The organism is Streptomyces flaveolus (assembly GCF_000716535.1).
GTDB lineage: Bacteria > Actinomycetota > Actinomycetes > Streptomycetales > Streptomycetaceae > Streptomyces > Streptomyces flaveolus_A.
On record NZ_JNWV01000004.1, the window covers coordinates 348,030 to 364,012 of the forward strand.

Here is a 15,983-nt window from a genome sequence, read left to right on the forward strand (position 1 = left end):
GGCATCCATGAGCCTGGTGGAACTGATCGCACAGGCCGACGAACGCGCACTGGCCGCCAGTGGATTGGCTTGTTCGGATCGGTGTCTGCCGCTGCTCGGCGCTGCCGACGAGCTGCTGCGCCCGCTGTGGGCCCGCCTCGCCGACGACTCCGACTGGTCCGCGGACCTGGCCCTGGCCCGCACCGCGCTCGGCCCCGCGGACCCCGCCGACGACGAGGCCGCGCGGCTCACCCGGCGCATGCTGGAGTCGGCCCCGGCCGAGCGCACCGCCGGCGCGGTACGGGCCTGGGCCGACGCCTGCTCGGTCGCCTCGTTGCGCGTCCACCGGCTGCTCGACCCCGCCGCGGACGGCGACCCGGCCCCGGACGGCCTCGGCGCCGGGCGCGCGGGCGACACGGCGGGCCTGCCGCCGCTCGTCGCCGCCGAGCTGCGCCGTCAGGCCGCCGTCCTGGAACTCCTCGCGGGGCACGGCGCGCAGGGGCTGCGCCGGGCGCTGGAGGTGTCGGTGGAGGGCCGCCGGGTGTTGCGCGCAGTGGTCTCGCGCCGGGCGCGCAGCGTCGCGGAACCGGGTGCGTGAGGGGGGTCTGTGACCCTCGTGCGGCGGACGTGGGGTGGTCCTGCGACGGTTGGCCGAACGTCGGGAGAAACGTTTCGAACCACGGTGACGGAACTCCGCCCCGGCTCGCTCTTTCCTATGTGACAGCCCAAGTGACGACTCATGTGACAGCTCAGGCGGCCGCCCGGTCCCAGGCAGCACAGCACGAGACCAGGCCGAGTGCCGCGACCAAGCCCGTGCGGTGGGCGGCGGACGCGGTGGCGACCATGCGCGAGGGCGCGCGCGTACGGCTCGACTACTCGGCGCAGAGCCTGTGGCGGGTGGACCGGATGATCGAGGAGATACGGCGCGAGGGGCCGCCGTACGCGGCCGTCGAGAGCGTGCTGCGCGGCTTCGGCGCCTACGCCGGCGAGGTGATCGTCCGGCAGACCGGCGCCGAGTGGTGGGCGACCGGCGGCGAGCACTGGGTGCGCACCCCCGACGGCCGGCTGTGGGACCCCGTCGACGAGGCCCGCCGCTGCTACGCCGGCCACGGCTCGCTGCGGCTGCTGTGCCGGGACGCGACCGCCCCCGGCTGACCGGTCACGGCCCGGCTGTGACACTTCCGTCGGGGCCGACGCTGATGATCGTGGAGGGCGGGGACACGGCCGGAGCGTGTCGCACCGTGAGGCAAGCGCCACGCAGTGGCCAGGAACTCGGCACGAACGAGGACGGTCTTGGGCCAGGGAGGGGTACCCCGCCGCCCGCAACCGCGGGACGGGGAACTGGGCGCGGCCGTCGCGCGGGCCCAGGACGGCGACGAGACCGCGTTCGCGGTGGCCTACCGGATCGTGCAGCCCGGCCTGCTGGGCTATCTGCGGGGTCTGGTCGGCGACGACGCGGAGGACGTCGCCTCCGACGCCTGGCTGGAGATCGCGCGTGACCTCGGCCGGTTCCGGGGCGACGGCGCGGGCTTCCGCGGCTGGACCGCGACCATCGCCCGGCACCGCGCGCTGGACCATCTGCGTCGGCAGCGGGTACGGCCCCGGGCGGCGCAGTTGGAGCAGGACGCCCTGGAGCTGCCCGGCCGGCACAGCACCCACGACCAGGCCCTGGAGTCGCTCTCCACCGAACGCGCGCTGGAACTGGTCCGCGCGCTGCCCCGGGACCAGGCCGAGGCGGTGCTGCTGCGGGTGGTCGTCGGCCTCGACGGCCCGGCCGCGGCCCGCGTCCTCGGCAAACGCCCCGGCGCCGTCCGTACGGCCGCGTACCGGGGCCTGCGGCGCCTGGCCCGCCAGCTCGGCACGGACGGGACGGCGGACCCGGATCCGCCGGCGCGGAGTGAGCCGGGGTGAACGTGCCGACGGGTGCGGGACGTATGTACGGGCGTGGAGAGTCGGCTCCGCGGACGTCTCCGGCGTCGGCGGAAGCGGTGTTCGGGGCCTGGCTTCCGGCGCCGGGGGCCTCTGGGCCGGGGTGGCTCTGGGGCTCGGGTGCGGTGGGCGTACGGCTCCGCTGGTCCGCCGGTTCGGGCGCGGGGCTGTGACGACCGGCGGGCGCGGGTGCGCGGCCGTGACGGCCGACAGGTGTGGGCGCCGGGGGTTTCGGCGGGTGGGCGCGGGTGGATCGGCGTACGGAGTTCCGGGTGGACCGGATGAGGGCGGGAACGGGCATGGGTGAACGGCGCAGCGGCGGCGGACCGGCCGGTCGTCGGCGTGCGCACCCCGGCGGTGCCGTCGCCGCGCCGGACCCGGCGGACGCCTCCGGGCTGGAGACGCGGTTCGCCGCCGCGCTGCGCGCCGACCGCGTCGACGCCGAGGCCGAGCGCGGCGCCGTCGCCGCCTTCCGCGCCGCGCGCGACGCGGGGGCGCACGACGCGCGGACCCGCGCCCGGGACGACTGGCGGCCCGGGCGGCCGGCACCCGCCCGCCGCTCGCTGCGGACCACTCTCTCGCTCGCGCTGGCGAGCCTCACGCTGGGCGGAGTCGCCGTCGCGGCCATCGGCTCCGCCGGGTCCGGCACGCACGACGACGACCGGAGCCGATCGCCACGGTCCACGCCACCGGCGGCGAGCACTCCGTCCGCCTCGGCCGACGCCCCGGCAGCCGGGCCCGCGGACACCCCGTCCGCGGATCGCCCCGGGCAGTCGGCCGCCGCCCAGGACACCCTCGCCCGCTGCCGCGCCTACACGCGGGCCGGGGAACGCGGCGGCGCGCTGGACACGGCGGCCTGGCAGCGGCTCGTCACGGCGGCGGGGGGAGCAGGGAAGGTCGCCGCCTACTGCGCCGCTCGCTCGGAGCGGAAGCAGGGCGAGAACACCGACGACGCGGGCACGTCCGGCAACACCGGCAACACCGGCACCACCGGCAATGCGGGCACCACCGGCAGTACCGCTGACAGCGGTAGCGGGGAGAGCAAGGGTGGCGGCAGCCGGGGGAACGCGGCCGCGGGGAACTCGGCCGGCGGCGCAGCGGCCGGAGGTAAGGCGGCCGGCGGTGACTCCTCCGGCGGCAAGCCGTAAGGCATCGGCCGACCCGCGAAGGCAACGGCCGGGGCCGCCACCCCCCACAGGAGAGGCCCCGGCCGTCGCGCGGACGGGCCGCGCGCGGCCCGTACTCTCTTCAGCGCCGCGGGTGCGGTTTCTGTCACACCCCGCCACACCGCGGCCACATCGCGACCCCCTCCCGGCCTCACGCTGCGCACATCCGAACCCGGTCACGAGTTAGTTGCATCTTCTACAGACATGGACGAGCAGCGGTTCACGCCGTAACGTGCCTTTCGCGCCGACCGAAGACAGGCGTAAAGGGAGTACGGTGCTGGGGGACGACGCGGAGCTGACCGCCGCGGTGCGTGCGGCACAGGACGGAGACGAGACCGCGTTCCGTACGGTGTACCGCGCGGTGCACCCGCGCCTGCTCGGATACGTCCGCACCCTGGTCGGCGACCTGGACGCTGAGGACGTCGCGTCCGAGGCCTGGCTCCAGATCGCCCGCGACCTGGACCGCTTCAGCGGTGACGCCGACCGGTTCCGCGGCTGGGCCGCCCGGATCGCGCGAAACCGCGCCCTGGACCACATACGCATGCGGGGCCGCCGCCCCGCCATAGGTGGCGACGAGACCGAGCTGACCGGCCGCGCCGCCGAGTCCGACACGGCCGGCGAGGCCATCGAGGCCCTGGCCACCGACAGCACCCTCTCCCTGATCGCCCGGCTCCCGCAGGACCAGGCCGAGGCGGTCGTCCTGCGCGTGGTCGTGGGCCTCGACGCCAAGACCGCCGCCGAGACCCTCGGCAAACGCGCGGGCGCCGTCCGGACCGCCGCCCACCGTGGTCTGAAGCGCCTCGCGGAGCTGATCGGCGCCGATCCGGAATCGGCGGGCGGACTCGACGCGCTCCCCCCACAAAGAGAACCGCGCCGGGGCGCGGTGACGTCCGCAACTGTGACGCATACGCGTGCGCGGACGCAGAAGGACATGTGATGGCCGACGAGCAGTACAAGTGGCTGAACCGGGAGACGGCGGAACGCCTGCTGCGCGGTGAGCCACTGGAAGCCGTCGACCCCTCCGCCCGTGACCAGGCCGAACGTCTCTCCCGGGCGCTCGGCGCGCTGTCCGAGCAGGCGGCGCCCGCACCCGGTGAACTGCCCGGCGAGCAGGCCGCCCTGGCCGCGTTCCGCAAGGTCCGCGAGGCCGCCGAGGCGGAGCGCACCGCCGCCGCGCACGCCCCCGCCGCCCCCCGCACCCCCGCACGCGGCACCGACGCCGGCCTGGTCCGCATCGGCGCCCCGGCCCGTACCGGAATCCGCACCCGGCGCTCCCGCCGGGGCCGACCGGTGCGCCTGGCCCTCGCCGCGGCGGTGGCCGCGGGCACGCTCGGCGGGGTCGCCGTGGCCGCCGGCAGCGGAGTGCTGCCCACGCCGTTCGACGACGAGCACCCCCGCCCCGCCACTTCCGTGTCCCCCGACACGACCACCGGACAGCCGCTCGCCTCACCGTCCGCACCGGGTGACGGGACCGGGACGGGCGCACCGGACGGCGGTACGCGTGGGCGGAGCGGTGGCACCGACGACGAGGCCGCGGGGACGGACGACGGCGCCGGCCGGAACGCCGTACCCGGCTCCGGAGCCCCCTCCGCGACGTCCGGCACCGGGTGGCTCGGCGCCCCCGCGGCCTGTCGTGCGCTGCGGGACGGCAAGGACCTGGACGCCGGCCGCAAGCGCGCCCTGGAACGCCTGGCGGGCGGCCCCGGCCGCGTGACCACGTACTGCAAGGTGCTGCTGGGCGCCGGTGACTCCGCCTCCGGCGGCACGGGCGGCGCGAACAGCGGCGGCAGCGGCGGGAACACCACCGGCCAGGGCTCGGACAACGGCAAGGGCGAGGGCAAGGACGGCGGAAAGGACGGGGGCAAGGGCAAGGGCGACGACGGCCCGGCCGGCCCGGGCGGCGGCAAGGGCAACGGCAAAGACGCTGGTAAGGGCGGCGGCAAGGGCGGCAGCGGCAAAGACGGTGGCAAGGACAGCGGCAAGGGCGGAGGCAAGGGCGGCGGCGGCAAGGGCGGCGGCCTGCACCGCGATGGCGCAGCCCCCGCTCCCTCGGCCTACGCGCCCGCGCACCCCGGCGCATCCGGCAACGGCTCCACGACGGCGTCACCGACTCCGACGTACACCGCGCTCTGATCCACGTCACCCCGTCTGACCTGCGCTTTTGCGAGCACCGAAAATATTTCGGCGCGAGGTGTGACGTTTCTGGAGCCCGTGACGCAGTAATGAGTGAGCCGACTGGTCATCGGCCGTCGCACGGAGCCGGGGTTCCCCCCGTACCCGCGGCTCGTGCACCTGGCGCGGGCGGGACACGTTCCCCCGGTCCCGCCCGCGCCCCGCAAGCCACCGCCCTCGGCAGGACCTCTCACCAGGACACGACGACCTTGTCGCCGATCCTCACCTGCGCGAAGAGCCGCGCGATCGCCGTCTCGTCCCGGACGTTGACGCATCCGTGGGAACCGCCCGCGTAGCCGCGCGCCGCGAAGTCGTACGAGTAGTGGACCGCCTGGCCACCGCTGAAGAACATGGCGTACGGCATCGGCGAGTGATAGATGGTCGACACATGGTGCCGTGACTTCCAGTAGACGGTGAACACACCTTCGCGGGTCGGGGTGTACTGCGCGCCGAACCGCACCGCCATCGTGGACAGGGTCCGTCCGTCGACCATCCAGCGCAGGGTCCGGCTGGTCTTGCTGATGCACAGCACCCGCCCGGTCAGACAGCGCGGATCCGGTGCGGCGGCCGGCTGACCGGCCCCCGGATACAGCTCCGCCCTGCCCGGCGGACGCGTCATCGCCACCAGCCGCTGCCAGGTGACGGCGTCCGTCGCGCCGGTCCGGGGCAGCCCGCGCTTGCCCTGGAAGCCCTTGACGGCCTGCTCGGTCGGGCCGTCGTACGACCCGGTCGGCCCCACGGCCAGCCAGGCCACCTGGCGCAGCCGCGCCTGGAGTTCCCGCACGGCCGGCCCGTCGTCCCCGCGCGACCACAGCACCCGCGGCGCGGGCACGGCGGGCGCGGCGGGCGTGACGCTCGGCGGGGCGGCCGGTGTGGCCGTCGGCGGGGCGGCCGGTGCCGTCCGGGCGGGGCCGGACCCCGGACTGCTCCGGGCGGTGCCGGAACGCGCACCGCTCGGCACTTCCACATGGACCGGCAGGCCTTGTTTCCCATCGGCGCCCGCCGGCTGCACGGTGCACCCGCAGAGCGCGGCGAGTGCGGCGGCCGAGGCGAGCAGAGCGGCAGATCTCCCCGGGATCCTCATGCCCGGGATGCTTCCCCGCGTGACCGCCGCCGAACTACGGGGCATGGTGAGGAGTACCCGTCCTACCGCGCGGAGGCAGCGATGGCACAGCAGTCGGCACGTCGGTCCGAGTCGGGCCTGCCGATCGAGCCGGTCTACGGGCCGGCCGACCTGACCGGCTGGGACCCGGCCCGGAAACTGGGCGAACCGGGCGCGTACCCGTTCACCCGCGGGGTCTACCCGACCATGTACACCGGCCGGCCCTGGACCATGCGCCAGTACGCGGGCTTCGGCACGGCGGCGGAGTCCAACGCCCGCTACCGGCAGCTGATCGCCCACGGCACCACCGGCCTGTCCGTCGCCTTCGACCTGCCCACCCAGATGGGCCACGACTCCGACGCGCCCCTCGCGCACGGCGAGGTCGGCAAGGTGGGCGTGGCGATCGACTCCGTCGAGGACATGCGGGTGCTCTTCGACGGCATCCCGCTGGACCAGGTCTCGACGTCCATGACGATCAACGCGCCCGCCGCACTGCTCCTGCTGCTGTACCAGCTCGTGGCGGAGGAGCAGGGGGTGACCGCGGACCGGCTGACGGGCACGATCCAGAACGACGTCCTGAAGGAGTACATCGCCCGGGGCACGTACATCTTCCCGCCGAAGCCGTCCCTGCGGCTGACCGCGGACATCTTCCGGTACTGCACCGCCGAGATCCCGAAGTGGAACACGATCTCGATCTCCGGCTACCACATGGCCGAGGCGGGCGCGTCCCCGGTGCAGGAGATCGCGTTCACCCTCGCCGACGGCATCGAGTACGTCCGCACGGCGGTGGCGGCGGGCATGGACGTGGACGACTTCGCTCCGCGCCTGTCGTTCTTCTTCGTGGCCCGTACGACGCTGCTGGAGGAGGTCGCCAAGTTCCGGGCGGCGCGCAGGATCTGGGCGCGGGTGATGAGGGAGGAGTTCGGCGCCCGCGACCCCAAGTCGCTGATGCTGCGCTTCCACACCCAGACGGCGGGGGTCCAGCTGACGGCCCAGCAGCCGGAGGTGAACCTGGTCCGGGTCACCGTCCAGGCCCTGGCGGCGGTGCTCGGCGGCACGCAGTCCCTGCACACCAACTCCTTCGACGAGGCCATCGCGCTGCCCACGGACAAGAGCGCGCGGCTGGCCCTGCGGACGCAGCAGGTGCTGGCGCACGAGACGGACGTACCGGCGACGGTGGACCCGTTCGCCGGTTCCTACGCGGTCGAGCGGATGACGGACGACGTGGAGGAGGCGGCCGTCGACCTGATGCGCAGGGTGGAGGACCTGGGCGGGGCGGTCGCCGCGATCGAGCGGGGCTTCCAGAAGGCGGAGATCGAGAAGAACGCGTACCGCATCGCGCAGGAGACCGACTCCGGTGACCGGGTGGTGGTCGGGGTCAACCGCTTCCGGCTGGACGAGGAGGAACCGTACGAGCCGTTGCGGGTGGACCCGGCGATCGAGACGCGCCAGGCCGAACGCCTGGCCCGACTGCGGGCCGGACGCGACGGGGCCGCGGTGACCGGGGCACTGGACGCGCTCCGGAAGGCGGCGGAGGGCGAGGACAACGTCCTGTACCCGATGAAGGAGGCGCTGCGGGCGCGGGCGACGGTGGGGGAGGTCTGCGGGGCGCTCCGCGAGGTCTGGGGGAGCCACGTGCCGAGCGACACCTTCTGAGCCCCTGGGCGCCCTTCCGGAGGCGGAGGACCGGGTGTCACAGCCCCGTGCGACACTCCCTCCATGTTCGGCGTCATCGACCTCCCCACCTATCTCGCGGGCCTGATCCTGATCGTGCTGCTGCCCGGCCCCAACTCCCTCTACGTCCTCTCCGTGGCCGCCCGCCGCGGTGTGCGGGCCGGTTACACGGCCGCCGCCGGTGTGTGGTGCGGGGACACCGTGCTGATGACGCTGTCCGCGGCCGGTGTCGCTTCGCTGCTCCAGGGGAACGCGCTGCTGTTCGGGATCGTGAAGTACGCCGGTGCCGGATATCTGAGCTGGCTGGCGATCGGCATGCTGCGGGCCGCCCGGCAGATGTGGCGGACCCGGCGGGAGCGGGCCGTCGAGGAGGCCGCGCCCGCCCGGGGCACGGACGAGCGGCCCTTCCGCCGCGCGCTCGTCGTCAGCCTGTTCAACCCCAAGGCGATCCTCTTCTTCGTCGCCTTCTTCGTGCAGTTCGTCGACCCGGGCTACGCCTACCCGGCCCTCTCCTTCGTCGTCCTCGGCGCCTTCGCGCAGCTCGCCAGCGCGCTCTATCTCAGCGCCCTGATATTCGGCGGCACGCGGCTGGCCGCGGCGTTCCGGCGGCGCAAGGGGCTGTCGGCCACCGCCACGTCGGCGGCGGGTGCGCTGTTCCTGGGGTTCGCGGTGAAGCTTTCGCTCGCCTGATCGCTCGCTGGAATCGCCGGAGACGGGGGTTTCCCCTACGGCGTTGTGAAAGCTCCCGTCTTCTTCGCGTAGTCCGCCAGGCCCTCCGTCGTCTCTCCCGCCCAGCCCACATACCCGTCCGGGCGGATCAGGAAGACGCCCTCGCCGTATGACCGCGGGGCCGTGGGGAGCGAGCGCACCCCCGCCGGCGACGCTCCCAACAGAGTCCAGTGCGGGCCCTGGAACGCGTCGAAGAGGCGGACGCCTGCCACCGTGCCGTCCGGGGCGCGGTCGCCCGCGCGGAGGCCCTCCGTCGTCCCGCGCGTGTCCACGCTGAGGGACGACTCCCGGTAGCCCACGCCGAGTTGGACCGTCGCCCGGCCCCGCTTGATCTCTCCCCGGTGGACCCCCGTCGACAGGTCCAGCATGGCGGCGGCGTTCGCGCGGCGCTCCTCCTCGTACGTGTCCAGCAGGGCTTCCGGTGCTCCGCCCCGGAGCACCGCGCCCAGCTTCCAGCCGAGGTTGTAGGCGTCCTGGACGCTGGTGTTCAGGCCTTGGCCGCCCGCCGGGGAGTGGACGTGGGCCGCGTCGCCGGCGAGGAAGACCCGGCCCGCCCGGAACCGGTCCGCCAGGGCGGCGCGCGGGCGGAAGTCGGAGGCCCAGCGCAGCTCCGTGACGGCGTCGGCGTCCAGGTGCGTGGAGGTGGCGACCAGCTTGCGGATGCCGTCCAGGGACAGGTCGGCCTCCTCGGCTTCCGGTAGGCGTGCCAGGAGCTGGAAGTAGTCGGTGCCGGCTAGCGGGCACAGGGCGAGGCCGCTGCCGCCGGTCCCCGGGAACGTGTGCCAGTGGTCCCGGTCCAGGCCCCGCACCCGTACGTCCGCCACCAGGAACGGCACCGGATCGACCGTCTCCCCGGTCATGCCCACCCCCAGTGCGCGCCGGACCGCCGAGCGGCCGCCGTCCGCCGCCACCACGTAGGCCGCACGGAGGGTCGTACCGTCGGCGCACGACACCGTCACGCCCTCCGCGTCCTGCGTCAGACCGGTCACCTCCCGGCCGAAGACGACCCGGCCTGCCCCGTACCGTTCGGTCAGCCGCGTGTACAGCACCTCCTGCGTCCGCCACTGCGCGACCATCAGCGGATCGGTGTACGGCGTGCCCTCGTCCGCCGGGATCTCCTCGAACATCGGCTGGTCGCCGAGCCGCTGGCCGTCCCGCCAGATCAGCCGGGGCGGGTAGGGGCCGCCGGCCGCCCGGATCGCCTCCAGGACGCCCAGGTCGGCGAAGACTTCCTGGGTGCGGGGCTGGATCCCCTTGCCGCGCGAACCGGGGAAGAGCGCCTCCCCCCGCTCCACCACCAGTGCGTCCACCCCGCGCCGGGCGAGGTCGAGGGCCAGTGTCAGGCCCGTCGGGCCCGCACCCACGATCAGTACATCCATGGCATATCCCCTTAACAGCGTTAAGTGATGTCGCCCACGAGCGTGCCCTTAACGTTGTTAAGCTGTCAAGCGTGAGTTCCGAGAAGCGCACGCCCCTGGACCGCGCACGAGTCGCCGACACCGCGCTGCGGCTGCTGAACGAGGTCGGCCTGGACGGGCTGACCCTGCGTGCCATCGCCCGGGAGCTGGACGTCAAGGCGCCCGCCCTGTACTGGCACTTCAAGGACAAGCAGGCGCTGCTGGACGAGATGGCGACGGAGATGTACCGGCGGATGGTGGCCGGGACCGCCTTCGGTCCCGCCGACACCTGGCGGGAGCGGCTGCTGAAGTCCCAGCGCGGGCTGCGGGCCGCGCTGCTCGGCTACCGCGACGGGGCCAAGGTGTTCAGCGGCTCGCGCTTCACGGGAACCGAGCACGCCCGGGAGCTGGAGGCGAACCTGCGGGCGCTGACGGACGCCGGCCTCAGCCTCGTGCAGGCGGTCGACGCGGGCCGGGCGATGTACGCGTACACCATCGGCTTCGTCACCGAGGAGCAGGGCGTACGGCCCCTCCCGGGCGAGCGCCGGGAGGGGTACGACATAGAGGAACGTGCCCGGCGCCTGGCCGGCTTCCCGCTCGCCGCCGAGGCCGGGAAGCTGCTCTTCGACGACTACGACCGGCGGTTCGAGGAGGGGCTGGCGCTCGTCGTCGCCGGCATCGAGGCGCGGTACGGGATCAGCTGAGGGCGGTCGCCGCTGGCGTACGGGCCTTCTTCAGTGCCCGCTTCAGCCGGGGGCCGAACGGCTTCTCCACGAACCGGTGGATCAGCCACGCCAGCGCCAGCATGCCCAGCACGGTCACGGCGAGCGTCGGCCACGGCGACAGCCCGAGCCCCCGGTGCAGCACCCGGATGACGAACCAGCCCAGGTGCTCGTGGACCAGGTAGAACGGGTACGTCAGCGCGCCGGCCGTGACCAGCCAGCGCCAGGAGGCCCACCGCGTCCAGCCCACCGCCACCGCGGCCACGGCGGCGAAGGCGAGGGTGACGACGGCGATGATGACGTACGGGCTGCGGTGGAAGTCGCCCTGCGCGCCGGCGTGCCACAGGCTCCGGGTGGCGGTGCTCTGTCCCAGCAGCCAGGACACCGCGACGATGCCCCACAGCAGCAGGTCGCCGCCGAAGCGGTGGATCAGGTACAGGGCCAGTCCGCCGACGAAGAAGGGGGCGTACTCGGGCATGACCAACTGGCCGGTGAGCGCGTTGCCGGAGGTGCGGCACACCACCGCCGCCAGCGTCCACACGCAGCAGAAGAGCACCACCCGGCGGTAGGTGACACCCCGTAGGACGACGAACAGGGCGAACAGGGCGTAGAAGCGGACCTCCACCCAGAGCGTCCAGCAGACGCCGAGGACGCGGGTGGCGCCCATCGGCTGCTGCAGCATCGTCAGGTTGACCAGGAACTCGTCCGGCCGGACCGGGTGGACGACCACGGGCAGCGCCACGGCCGCCGCGGTGACCAGCACCAGCGCGACCCAGTAGGCGGGGTAGAGGCGGGCGACCCGGGAGCGGAAGAAGTCGCCGAGGGTGCGGCCCCAACTGCTCATGCAGATCACGAAACCGCTGATGACGAAGAAGAACTGCACGCCCAGACAGCCGTAGGTGGCCATCTGGGACAGGGTCGGGAAGACATGGGCCGGGCTCTGGTGCCAGGACGCGGAGACCGGGCCGCCGCGTCCGGCGTAGTGGTAGAGGCAGACCATCAGCGCGGCCAGCAGTCGCAGTCCGTCCAAGGCGTGCAGACGGCTCTGGCGTTCATGGGCCGTTCCGCGGACCGGGGGCGCGGGCACGGCGGCGAGGACGGAGGAGGAAACAGGCATGGTTCTCGGCACCCAACCCGACTGGCGTTAATCGTCTTTGTCTTTCTGGTGAAGATCTGACTCCGAGAGCAATCGTTTCATCGGTGCCTGGGCGAATCACAGAAATGACTTGGTTGACAAGCCAACGATTCGCTTGCCGGACCATGTTCGTTCACCTGTCCGTTGATTTACCTTCCTAGTTTCTCCATCCCCCCACGCTTCCGGGAAAAAACAGGAGAGTCATGACAAGGGTCCAAGCCCGCCGGGCACCCGTGCGTGGAGGGGAGCTCGACGACTGTCTGCGCGCCTGCGCCGTGCACAGCGGCAAACTCGTCGGCAGCCTCGACCGCCGCCGCACGGAACTGGCCGAGCAATTGCGCAAGGTGCTCGTGGTGGTCGGCACCACCGGCGTCACCGCCCCCGCGCCCGCCTCGTCCGGCGGGGCGACCGCCCTGCTCAAGCGGGCCGTGAAGGGCACCCCCGCCCCGTCCGGCGGGATCCCCGGCGACCTGCTGGACGCCCTGCTGGCCGCCGGCAACAAGGCCCTGGAGTGCGGTTACGACGACGAACTGCACCTCGCCCTGCGGATCGGCGACACCGTCCTCGCCCACCGCAAGAACTCCCGCGCCGGCTGGCGGCTGCGCGCCCGCGTCCTGGAGGCGCTCGGCGAGGAACCCGAGGCGGTCGCCGCCTACGAGCGCTACCTGGAGCTGACCACCGAGGACGGATTCGGCGTCGCCGCCCGTGTCACCGGGCTGCGCCGGGCCGCGGAACGCGAACGCGAACTGCTCGACCTGCTGCGCCGCCGGTGCCCGCGCGCCGCCGACTTCGCCACCGGGCCCGCCACCGACGTCTGGGCCGAAGGCCTCGCCCTGCACGCCGCCGGCGACTGGGAGGCGGCCGAACCCCGGCTGGTCGGCGCGCTGCTCGCGCTCGCCGCCGATCAGGCCCCGGTCGCCGACCGGCAGGAACTCCTCAGCCAGTACCTGGACCTGCGCACCGGCATCCCCGGCGACGACCTCGGCGAGGTCATCGCCCTCTACGCCGAGCAGCGCCGCGTCCGCATGCGCGGCCCCGTCGCCGACCCCACGATCGGCGGGGTCCGCTGGATCAGCCTCGGCGAGTTCCGCAACCAGATCGCCGGCAAGTCGATCTGCCTCGTCGCGAACTCCGGCCGCGTCGGCGAGAGCGGCATGGGCGCCGAGATCGACGGCTACGACCTCGTCGTGCGCTTCAACTCGTACCGGATCGACCCGAAGCACACCGGCGGCCGTACCGACATCCACGCCACCATCCACAAGCACGGCTTCAACTGGGACAAGCCGGTGACCACCCGGCTCGTCTTCGGCGGGGTCTCCGGCGACTGGAAGCACAGCCTGCGCAACCGCCTGGTGCCCGGCGCCCAGCAGAACCTCGGCGACGAGTCGCTGCGCTGGCCCGTCCGCACCATCGGCCGCCTCGGCACCGACGCCTGGCCCGCCATCCCGACCACCGGCTTCAACATGCTCTGGCTGCTGGACTTCCTCGACGTCAGCCCCAGGCTCGACCTGATCGGCTTCGACTTCTACGAGTCCGGCGCCTACCGGGTGCCCGAGGCGATGAAGCTCGCCATCACCTCCGTGCACGAATACACCAGCGAGAAGGCATGGGTCATGGACCGGGCCCAGAGCGTCACCGACATGAGGATCTCCCTGCGATGACCACCACCGCCAGCCCGGTCGTACCGGACACCTCCGCGCAGGCCCTGACCGGCAAGCGCCGCATCGCGTTCGCGAGCTTCGTGGACGAGAACTACCTGCCCGGCTTCCTCGCCCTGCTGCGCAGCCTCGCCCTGTCCAACCCCGGCGTCTGCGAGGACTTCATCGTCCTCCACGACGACCTGAAACCAGCCTCGATCGCCGCATCCGCGCCCTGCACCCCCGGATCGTGCTGCGCCGCGTCGACGCCGCCCGCTACGACTCCTACGCCAAGGGCGACCAGGACAACTACCTGGTCCGCAAGGCGTACTTCATCCTCGACGTCTTCAGGATCCGCGACTACGACACCGTCATCACCCTGGACACCGACATGGTCGTCCTGGGCGACCTGGGCGAACTGCTGAAGCTGCGCGAGGGACTGGCCGCCGTGCCGCAGTTCTTCTACGGGCAGCACAAGCTCAACTCCGGGCTGCTGGTCATCCAGCGCGAGTACCTGTCCGACGCGTTCTGCGCCAGGCTGGACCAGGTCGGGCGCAGCGGCGCCTACGAACTCGACAAGCACGACCAGGGCATCCTCAACGCGGTCCTGGACGGCGACTTCGTGCGCCTCGACGCCCGCTACAACTTCGTCAAGCGGCGCCTCTCCGGCGACCTGCCGGTCCCGGACGACACCGCGATCCTGCACTTCACCGGACGGCACAAGCCCTGGCAGGGCGGCGAGGCCGGGTACGCGCAGGCCGAGGAGCGCTGGCGCGAGTTCGACCTGGGCGACGCCGAGTTCCAGGCGGCCTGCGTGGCCAAGGGCGGCCTCCACCACGACCTGCTGGTGCACTACGGCACCCCGCACGTGCGGCGCACCGGGGACGTCGAGGCCGCCCGCAAGGTCGCCGCCGCGCACATCGCGGCCGGCGAGTACCAGGACGCCGTCGACATCCTGTCCGGCGTCCGCATCCCGCTGGACGAGGCCTGGCCGCACGAGATCCTCGGGCACGCCCTGATGAGCGTCTCCCGCTACGAGGAGGCGAAGACCCAGCTCCTCATGGCCACCGCCGCCCCCAACCGGGCCGCCACCGCCTACGCCCGCCTCGCGCAGATCGCCTGGGTGCACGGCGACAACACCGAGGCACTGCGGTACGCCACCGCCGGCCTCACCGTCGACCCCACCCATCGCTCCAGCCGGCTGTGGGCCCAGCGCGCCGCCGCCGTGCCCTCCCAGGAGCAGGGCAGCGCCGAGGACCAGCTCGCGCACGTCGCCTTCTACATGGACCGGCAGGGCAACGCCGGCGACAAGCTGCTGCCCGAGAGCGTCCGGCTCGCCTTCGGCGCCGACACCACCTCCCGGCGCTGGCACTCCGTCCACGCCCACCGACTGTTCGACCAGGCCGCCCTGGAACGGGTCAACGCCCGGCGCGGCCTGGTCATCGGCGGTGGCGGACTGTTCATCCCGGACACCATGCCCAACGGCAACAGCGCCTGGCAGTGGAACGTCCCCGACGCGCACCTCGACGCCATCGACGTGCCGATCATGGTGTTCGCGGTCGGTTTCAACGCCTTCGACGGACAGTCCTACCGGGCCCGGCGGTTCAACGAGAGCCTCCGGCTGCTGGTGGAGAAGTCGGCGTTCTTCGGCCTGCGCAACCACGGCTCCATCGCCAGGGTCCGCTCGCTGCTCCCGGCCGACCTGCACGACAAGGTCGTCTTCCAGCCCTGCCCGACCACGGTCATGCGGCAGCTGCTGCCCGGCTGGACCGACCCGTCACACCGCGAGGACACCGTCCTGCTCAACGCGGCCTACGACCGCGCGGGCCTGCGCTTCGGCCACGACTACGGCCACTTCCTCGCCGAGATCGCGAAGGCCGTCCGCGCGATCGGCGCCCACACCGAGGTGCGGTGCGTCGCCCACTCCCTGGACGACGAGCGGATCGCCTTCGACCTGCGCCGCGAGCACGGCATCTCGCTGCCGGTCATCCCGATGTACGACTTCGACAACGACGCGATCCGCGAGACGTACGCCAGGACCCGGCTGGTCATCGGCATGCGCGGACACGCGGGGATGATCCCCTTCGGCGTCGGCACGCCCATCGTCAGCCTGATCTCGCACCCGAAGATGGCGTACTTCCTGAGCGACATCGAGCGCCCCGAGTGGGGCGTGTCGGTGCACGAGCGAGAGCTGGGCGCGGTCCTCACCGAGCGGGCCCTGCACATCCTCGACCACCACAGCCGGACCGTCGCCGACGTGCACGACCGGCAGGAGCTGCTGTGGAAGGTCACCGAGGAGAACGCGGCCCGCATCCGCGGCATCCTCCGCCGGTAGCGGACA

The 15,983-nt window shown here is 73.2% G+C and carries 13 protein-coding genes and 1 pseudogene; 11 read left to right on the plus strand and 3 right to left on the minus strand.

All coding sequences use genetic code 11. From position 1 onward, the window contains the following. Positions 1–7 precede the first annotated feature (7 nt). The 6 genes from OO52_RS05345 (at position 8) to OO52_RS05370 (ending at position 5,207) form a co-directional block, all read left to right on the plus strand. Positions 8–577 carry a hypothetical protein gene (locus tag OO52_RS05345; protein WP_030641466.1) on the plus strand — a complete coding sequence of 190 codons (570 nt, stop codon included), beginning with the start codon at positions 8–10 and terminating at the stop codon, positions 575–577. A gap of 143 nt (positions 578–720) precedes the next feature. Then, positions 721–1,134, plus strand: a complete 414-nt coding sequence (locus tag OO52_RS05350) for a hypothetical protein (protein WP_234317044.1) — start codon at positions 721–723, stop codon at positions 1,132–1,134. A 138-nt stretch (positions 1,135–1,272) separates the two neighbouring features. Next, positions 1,273–1,890, plus strand: coding sequence for an RNA polymerase sigma factor (locus OO52_RS05355; RefSeq protein ID WP_030641470.1), 618 nt, complete (start codon positions 1,273–1,275; stop codon positions 1,888–1,890). A gap of 317 nt (positions 1,891–2,207) precedes the next feature. Beyond that, positions 2,208–3,056: a hypothetical protein gene (locus OO52_RS05360; RefSeq protein WP_030641472.1), complete on the plus strand. Its 849-nt coding sequence runs from the start codon at positions 2,208–2,210 to the stop codon at positions 3,054–3,056. A gap of 292 nt (positions 3,057–3,348) precedes the next feature. Next, positions 3,349–4,011 carry an RNA polymerase sigma factor gene (locus tag OO52_RS05365; RefSeq protein WP_030641475.1) on the plus strand — a complete coding sequence of 221 codons (663 nt, stop codon included), beginning with the start codon at positions 3,349–3,351 and terminating at the stop codon, positions 4,009–4,011. Next, entirely contained in the window at positions 4,011–5,207 is a 1,197-nt protein-coding gene (locus OO52_RS05370) for a hypothetical protein (protein ID WP_030937172.1), read from the plus strand. The genes OO52_RS05365 and OO52_RS05370 overlap by 1 nt, the downstream gene beginning before the upstream one ends. 229 nt (positions 5,208–5,436) lie before the next feature. On the opposite strand, the gene OO52_RS05375 is transcribed toward OO52_RS05370, so the two are convergent. After that, entirely contained in the window at positions 5,437–6,330 is an 894-nt protein-coding gene (locus OO52_RS05375) for a L,D-transpeptidase family protein (protein WP_030641479.1), read from the minus strand. 81 nt (positions 6,331–6,411) lie between these two features. Here OO52_RS05375 and OO52_RS05380 point away from each other — a divergent pair, with 81 nt between their 5' ends. Then, entirely contained in the window at positions 6,412–8,004 is a 1,593-nt protein-coding gene (locus OO52_RS05380; protein WP_030641481.1) for an acyl-CoA mutase large subunit family protein, read from the plus strand. Positions 8,005–8,067: 63 nt separating this feature from the next. Continuing rightward, positions 8,068–8,712, plus strand: a complete 645-nt coding sequence (gene leuE, locus OO52_RS05385) for a leucine efflux protein LeuE (protein WP_030641482.1) — start codon at positions 8,068–8,070, stop codon at positions 8,710–8,712. 35 nt (positions 8,713–8,747) lie between these two features. On the opposite strand, the gene OO52_RS05390 is transcribed toward leuE, so the two are convergent. After that, complete coding sequence (locus OO52_RS05390) at positions 8,748–10,130, minus strand: FAD-dependent oxidoreductase (protein WP_030641483.1); 1,383 nt, start codon at positions 10,128–10,130, stop codon at positions 8,748–8,750. Between the two features lie 71 nt (positions 10,131–10,201). Here OO52_RS05390 and OO52_RS05395 point away from each other — a divergent pair, with 71 nt between their 5' ends. Next, positions 10,202–10,852 carry a TetR/AcrR family transcriptional regulator C-terminal domain-containing protein gene (locus OO52_RS05395; protein WP_030641485.1) on the plus strand — a complete coding sequence of 217 codons (651 nt, stop codon included), beginning with the start codon at positions 10,202–10,204 and terminating at the stop codon, positions 10,850–10,852. On the opposite strand, the gene OO52_RS05400 is transcribed toward OO52_RS05395, so the two are convergent. After that, the gene (locus OO52_RS05400) at positions 10,845–11,987 is read right to left on the minus strand and encodes an acyltransferase family protein (RefSeq protein ID WP_234339480.1); all 1,143 of its coding nucleotides are present in this window, start codon (positions 11,985–11,987) and stop codon (positions 10,845–10,847) included. The two genes, OO52_RS05395 and OO52_RS05400, sit on opposite strands and share 8 nt — an antisense overlap. 221 nt (positions 11,988–12,208) lie before the next feature. Between OO52_RS05400 and OO52_RS05405 the strand changes: the two genes are divergently transcribed. Together OO52_RS05405 and OO52_RS05410 are read left to right on the plus strand one after the other, a co-directional pair. Beyond that, positions 12,209–13,666 carry a glycosyltransferase family 29 protein gene (locus OO52_RS05405; protein WP_030641489.1) on the plus strand — a complete coding sequence of 486 codons (1,458 nt, stop codon included), beginning with the start codon at positions 12,209–12,211 and terminating at the stop codon, positions 13,664–13,666. Then, a pseudogene (locus OO52_RS05410) lies at positions 13,663–15,977 on the plus strand (glycosyltransferase). The gene OO52_RS05405 and the pseudogene OO52_RS05410 overlap by 4 nt, the downstream one beginning before the upstream one ends. Positions 15,978–15,983: the final 6 nt, after the last annotated feature.

What these genes read in the sequence shown, in the direction of transcription:
- OO52_RS05345 (WP_030641466.1), top strand. Translation starts at nt 8, where the DNA reads ATGAGCCTGGTGGAACTGATCGCACAGGCCGACGAACGCGCACTGGCC.
- OO52_RS05360 (WP_030641472.1), top strand. Translation starts at nt 2,208, where the DNA reads ATGGGTGAACGGCGCAGCGGCGGCGGACCGGCCGGTCGTCGGCGTGCG.
- OO52_RS05370 (WP_030937172.1), top strand. Translation starts at nt 4,011, where the DNA reads ATGGCCGACGAGCAGTACAAGTGGCTGAACCGGGAGACGGCGGAACGC.
- OO52_RS05375 (WP_030641479.1), bottom strand. Translation starts at nt 6,330, where the DNA reads ATGAGGATCCCGGGGAGATCTGCCGCTCTGCTCGCCTCGGCCGCCGCA.
- OO52_RS05380 (WP_030641481.1), top strand. Translation starts at nt 6,412, where the DNA reads ATGGCACAGCAGTCGGCACGTCGGTCCGAGTCGGGCCTGCCGATCGAG.
- leuE (WP_030641482.1), top strand. Translation starts at nt 8,068, where the DNA reads ATGTTCGGCGTCATCGACCTCCCCACCTATCTCGCGGGCCTGATCCTG.
- OO52_RS05390 (WP_030641483.1), bottom strand. Translation starts at nt 10,130, where the DNA reads ATGGATGTACTGATCGTGGGTGCGGGCCCGACGGGCCTGACACTGGCC.
- OO52_RS05400 (WP_234339480.1), bottom strand. Translation starts at nt 11,987, where the DNA reads ATGCCTGTTTCCTCCTCCGTCCTCGCCGCCGTGCCCGCGCCCCCGGTC.
- OO52_RS05405 (WP_030641489.1), top strand. Translation starts at nt 12,209, where the DNA reads ATGACAAGGGTCCAAGCCCGCCGGGCACCCGTGCGTGGAGGGGAGCTC.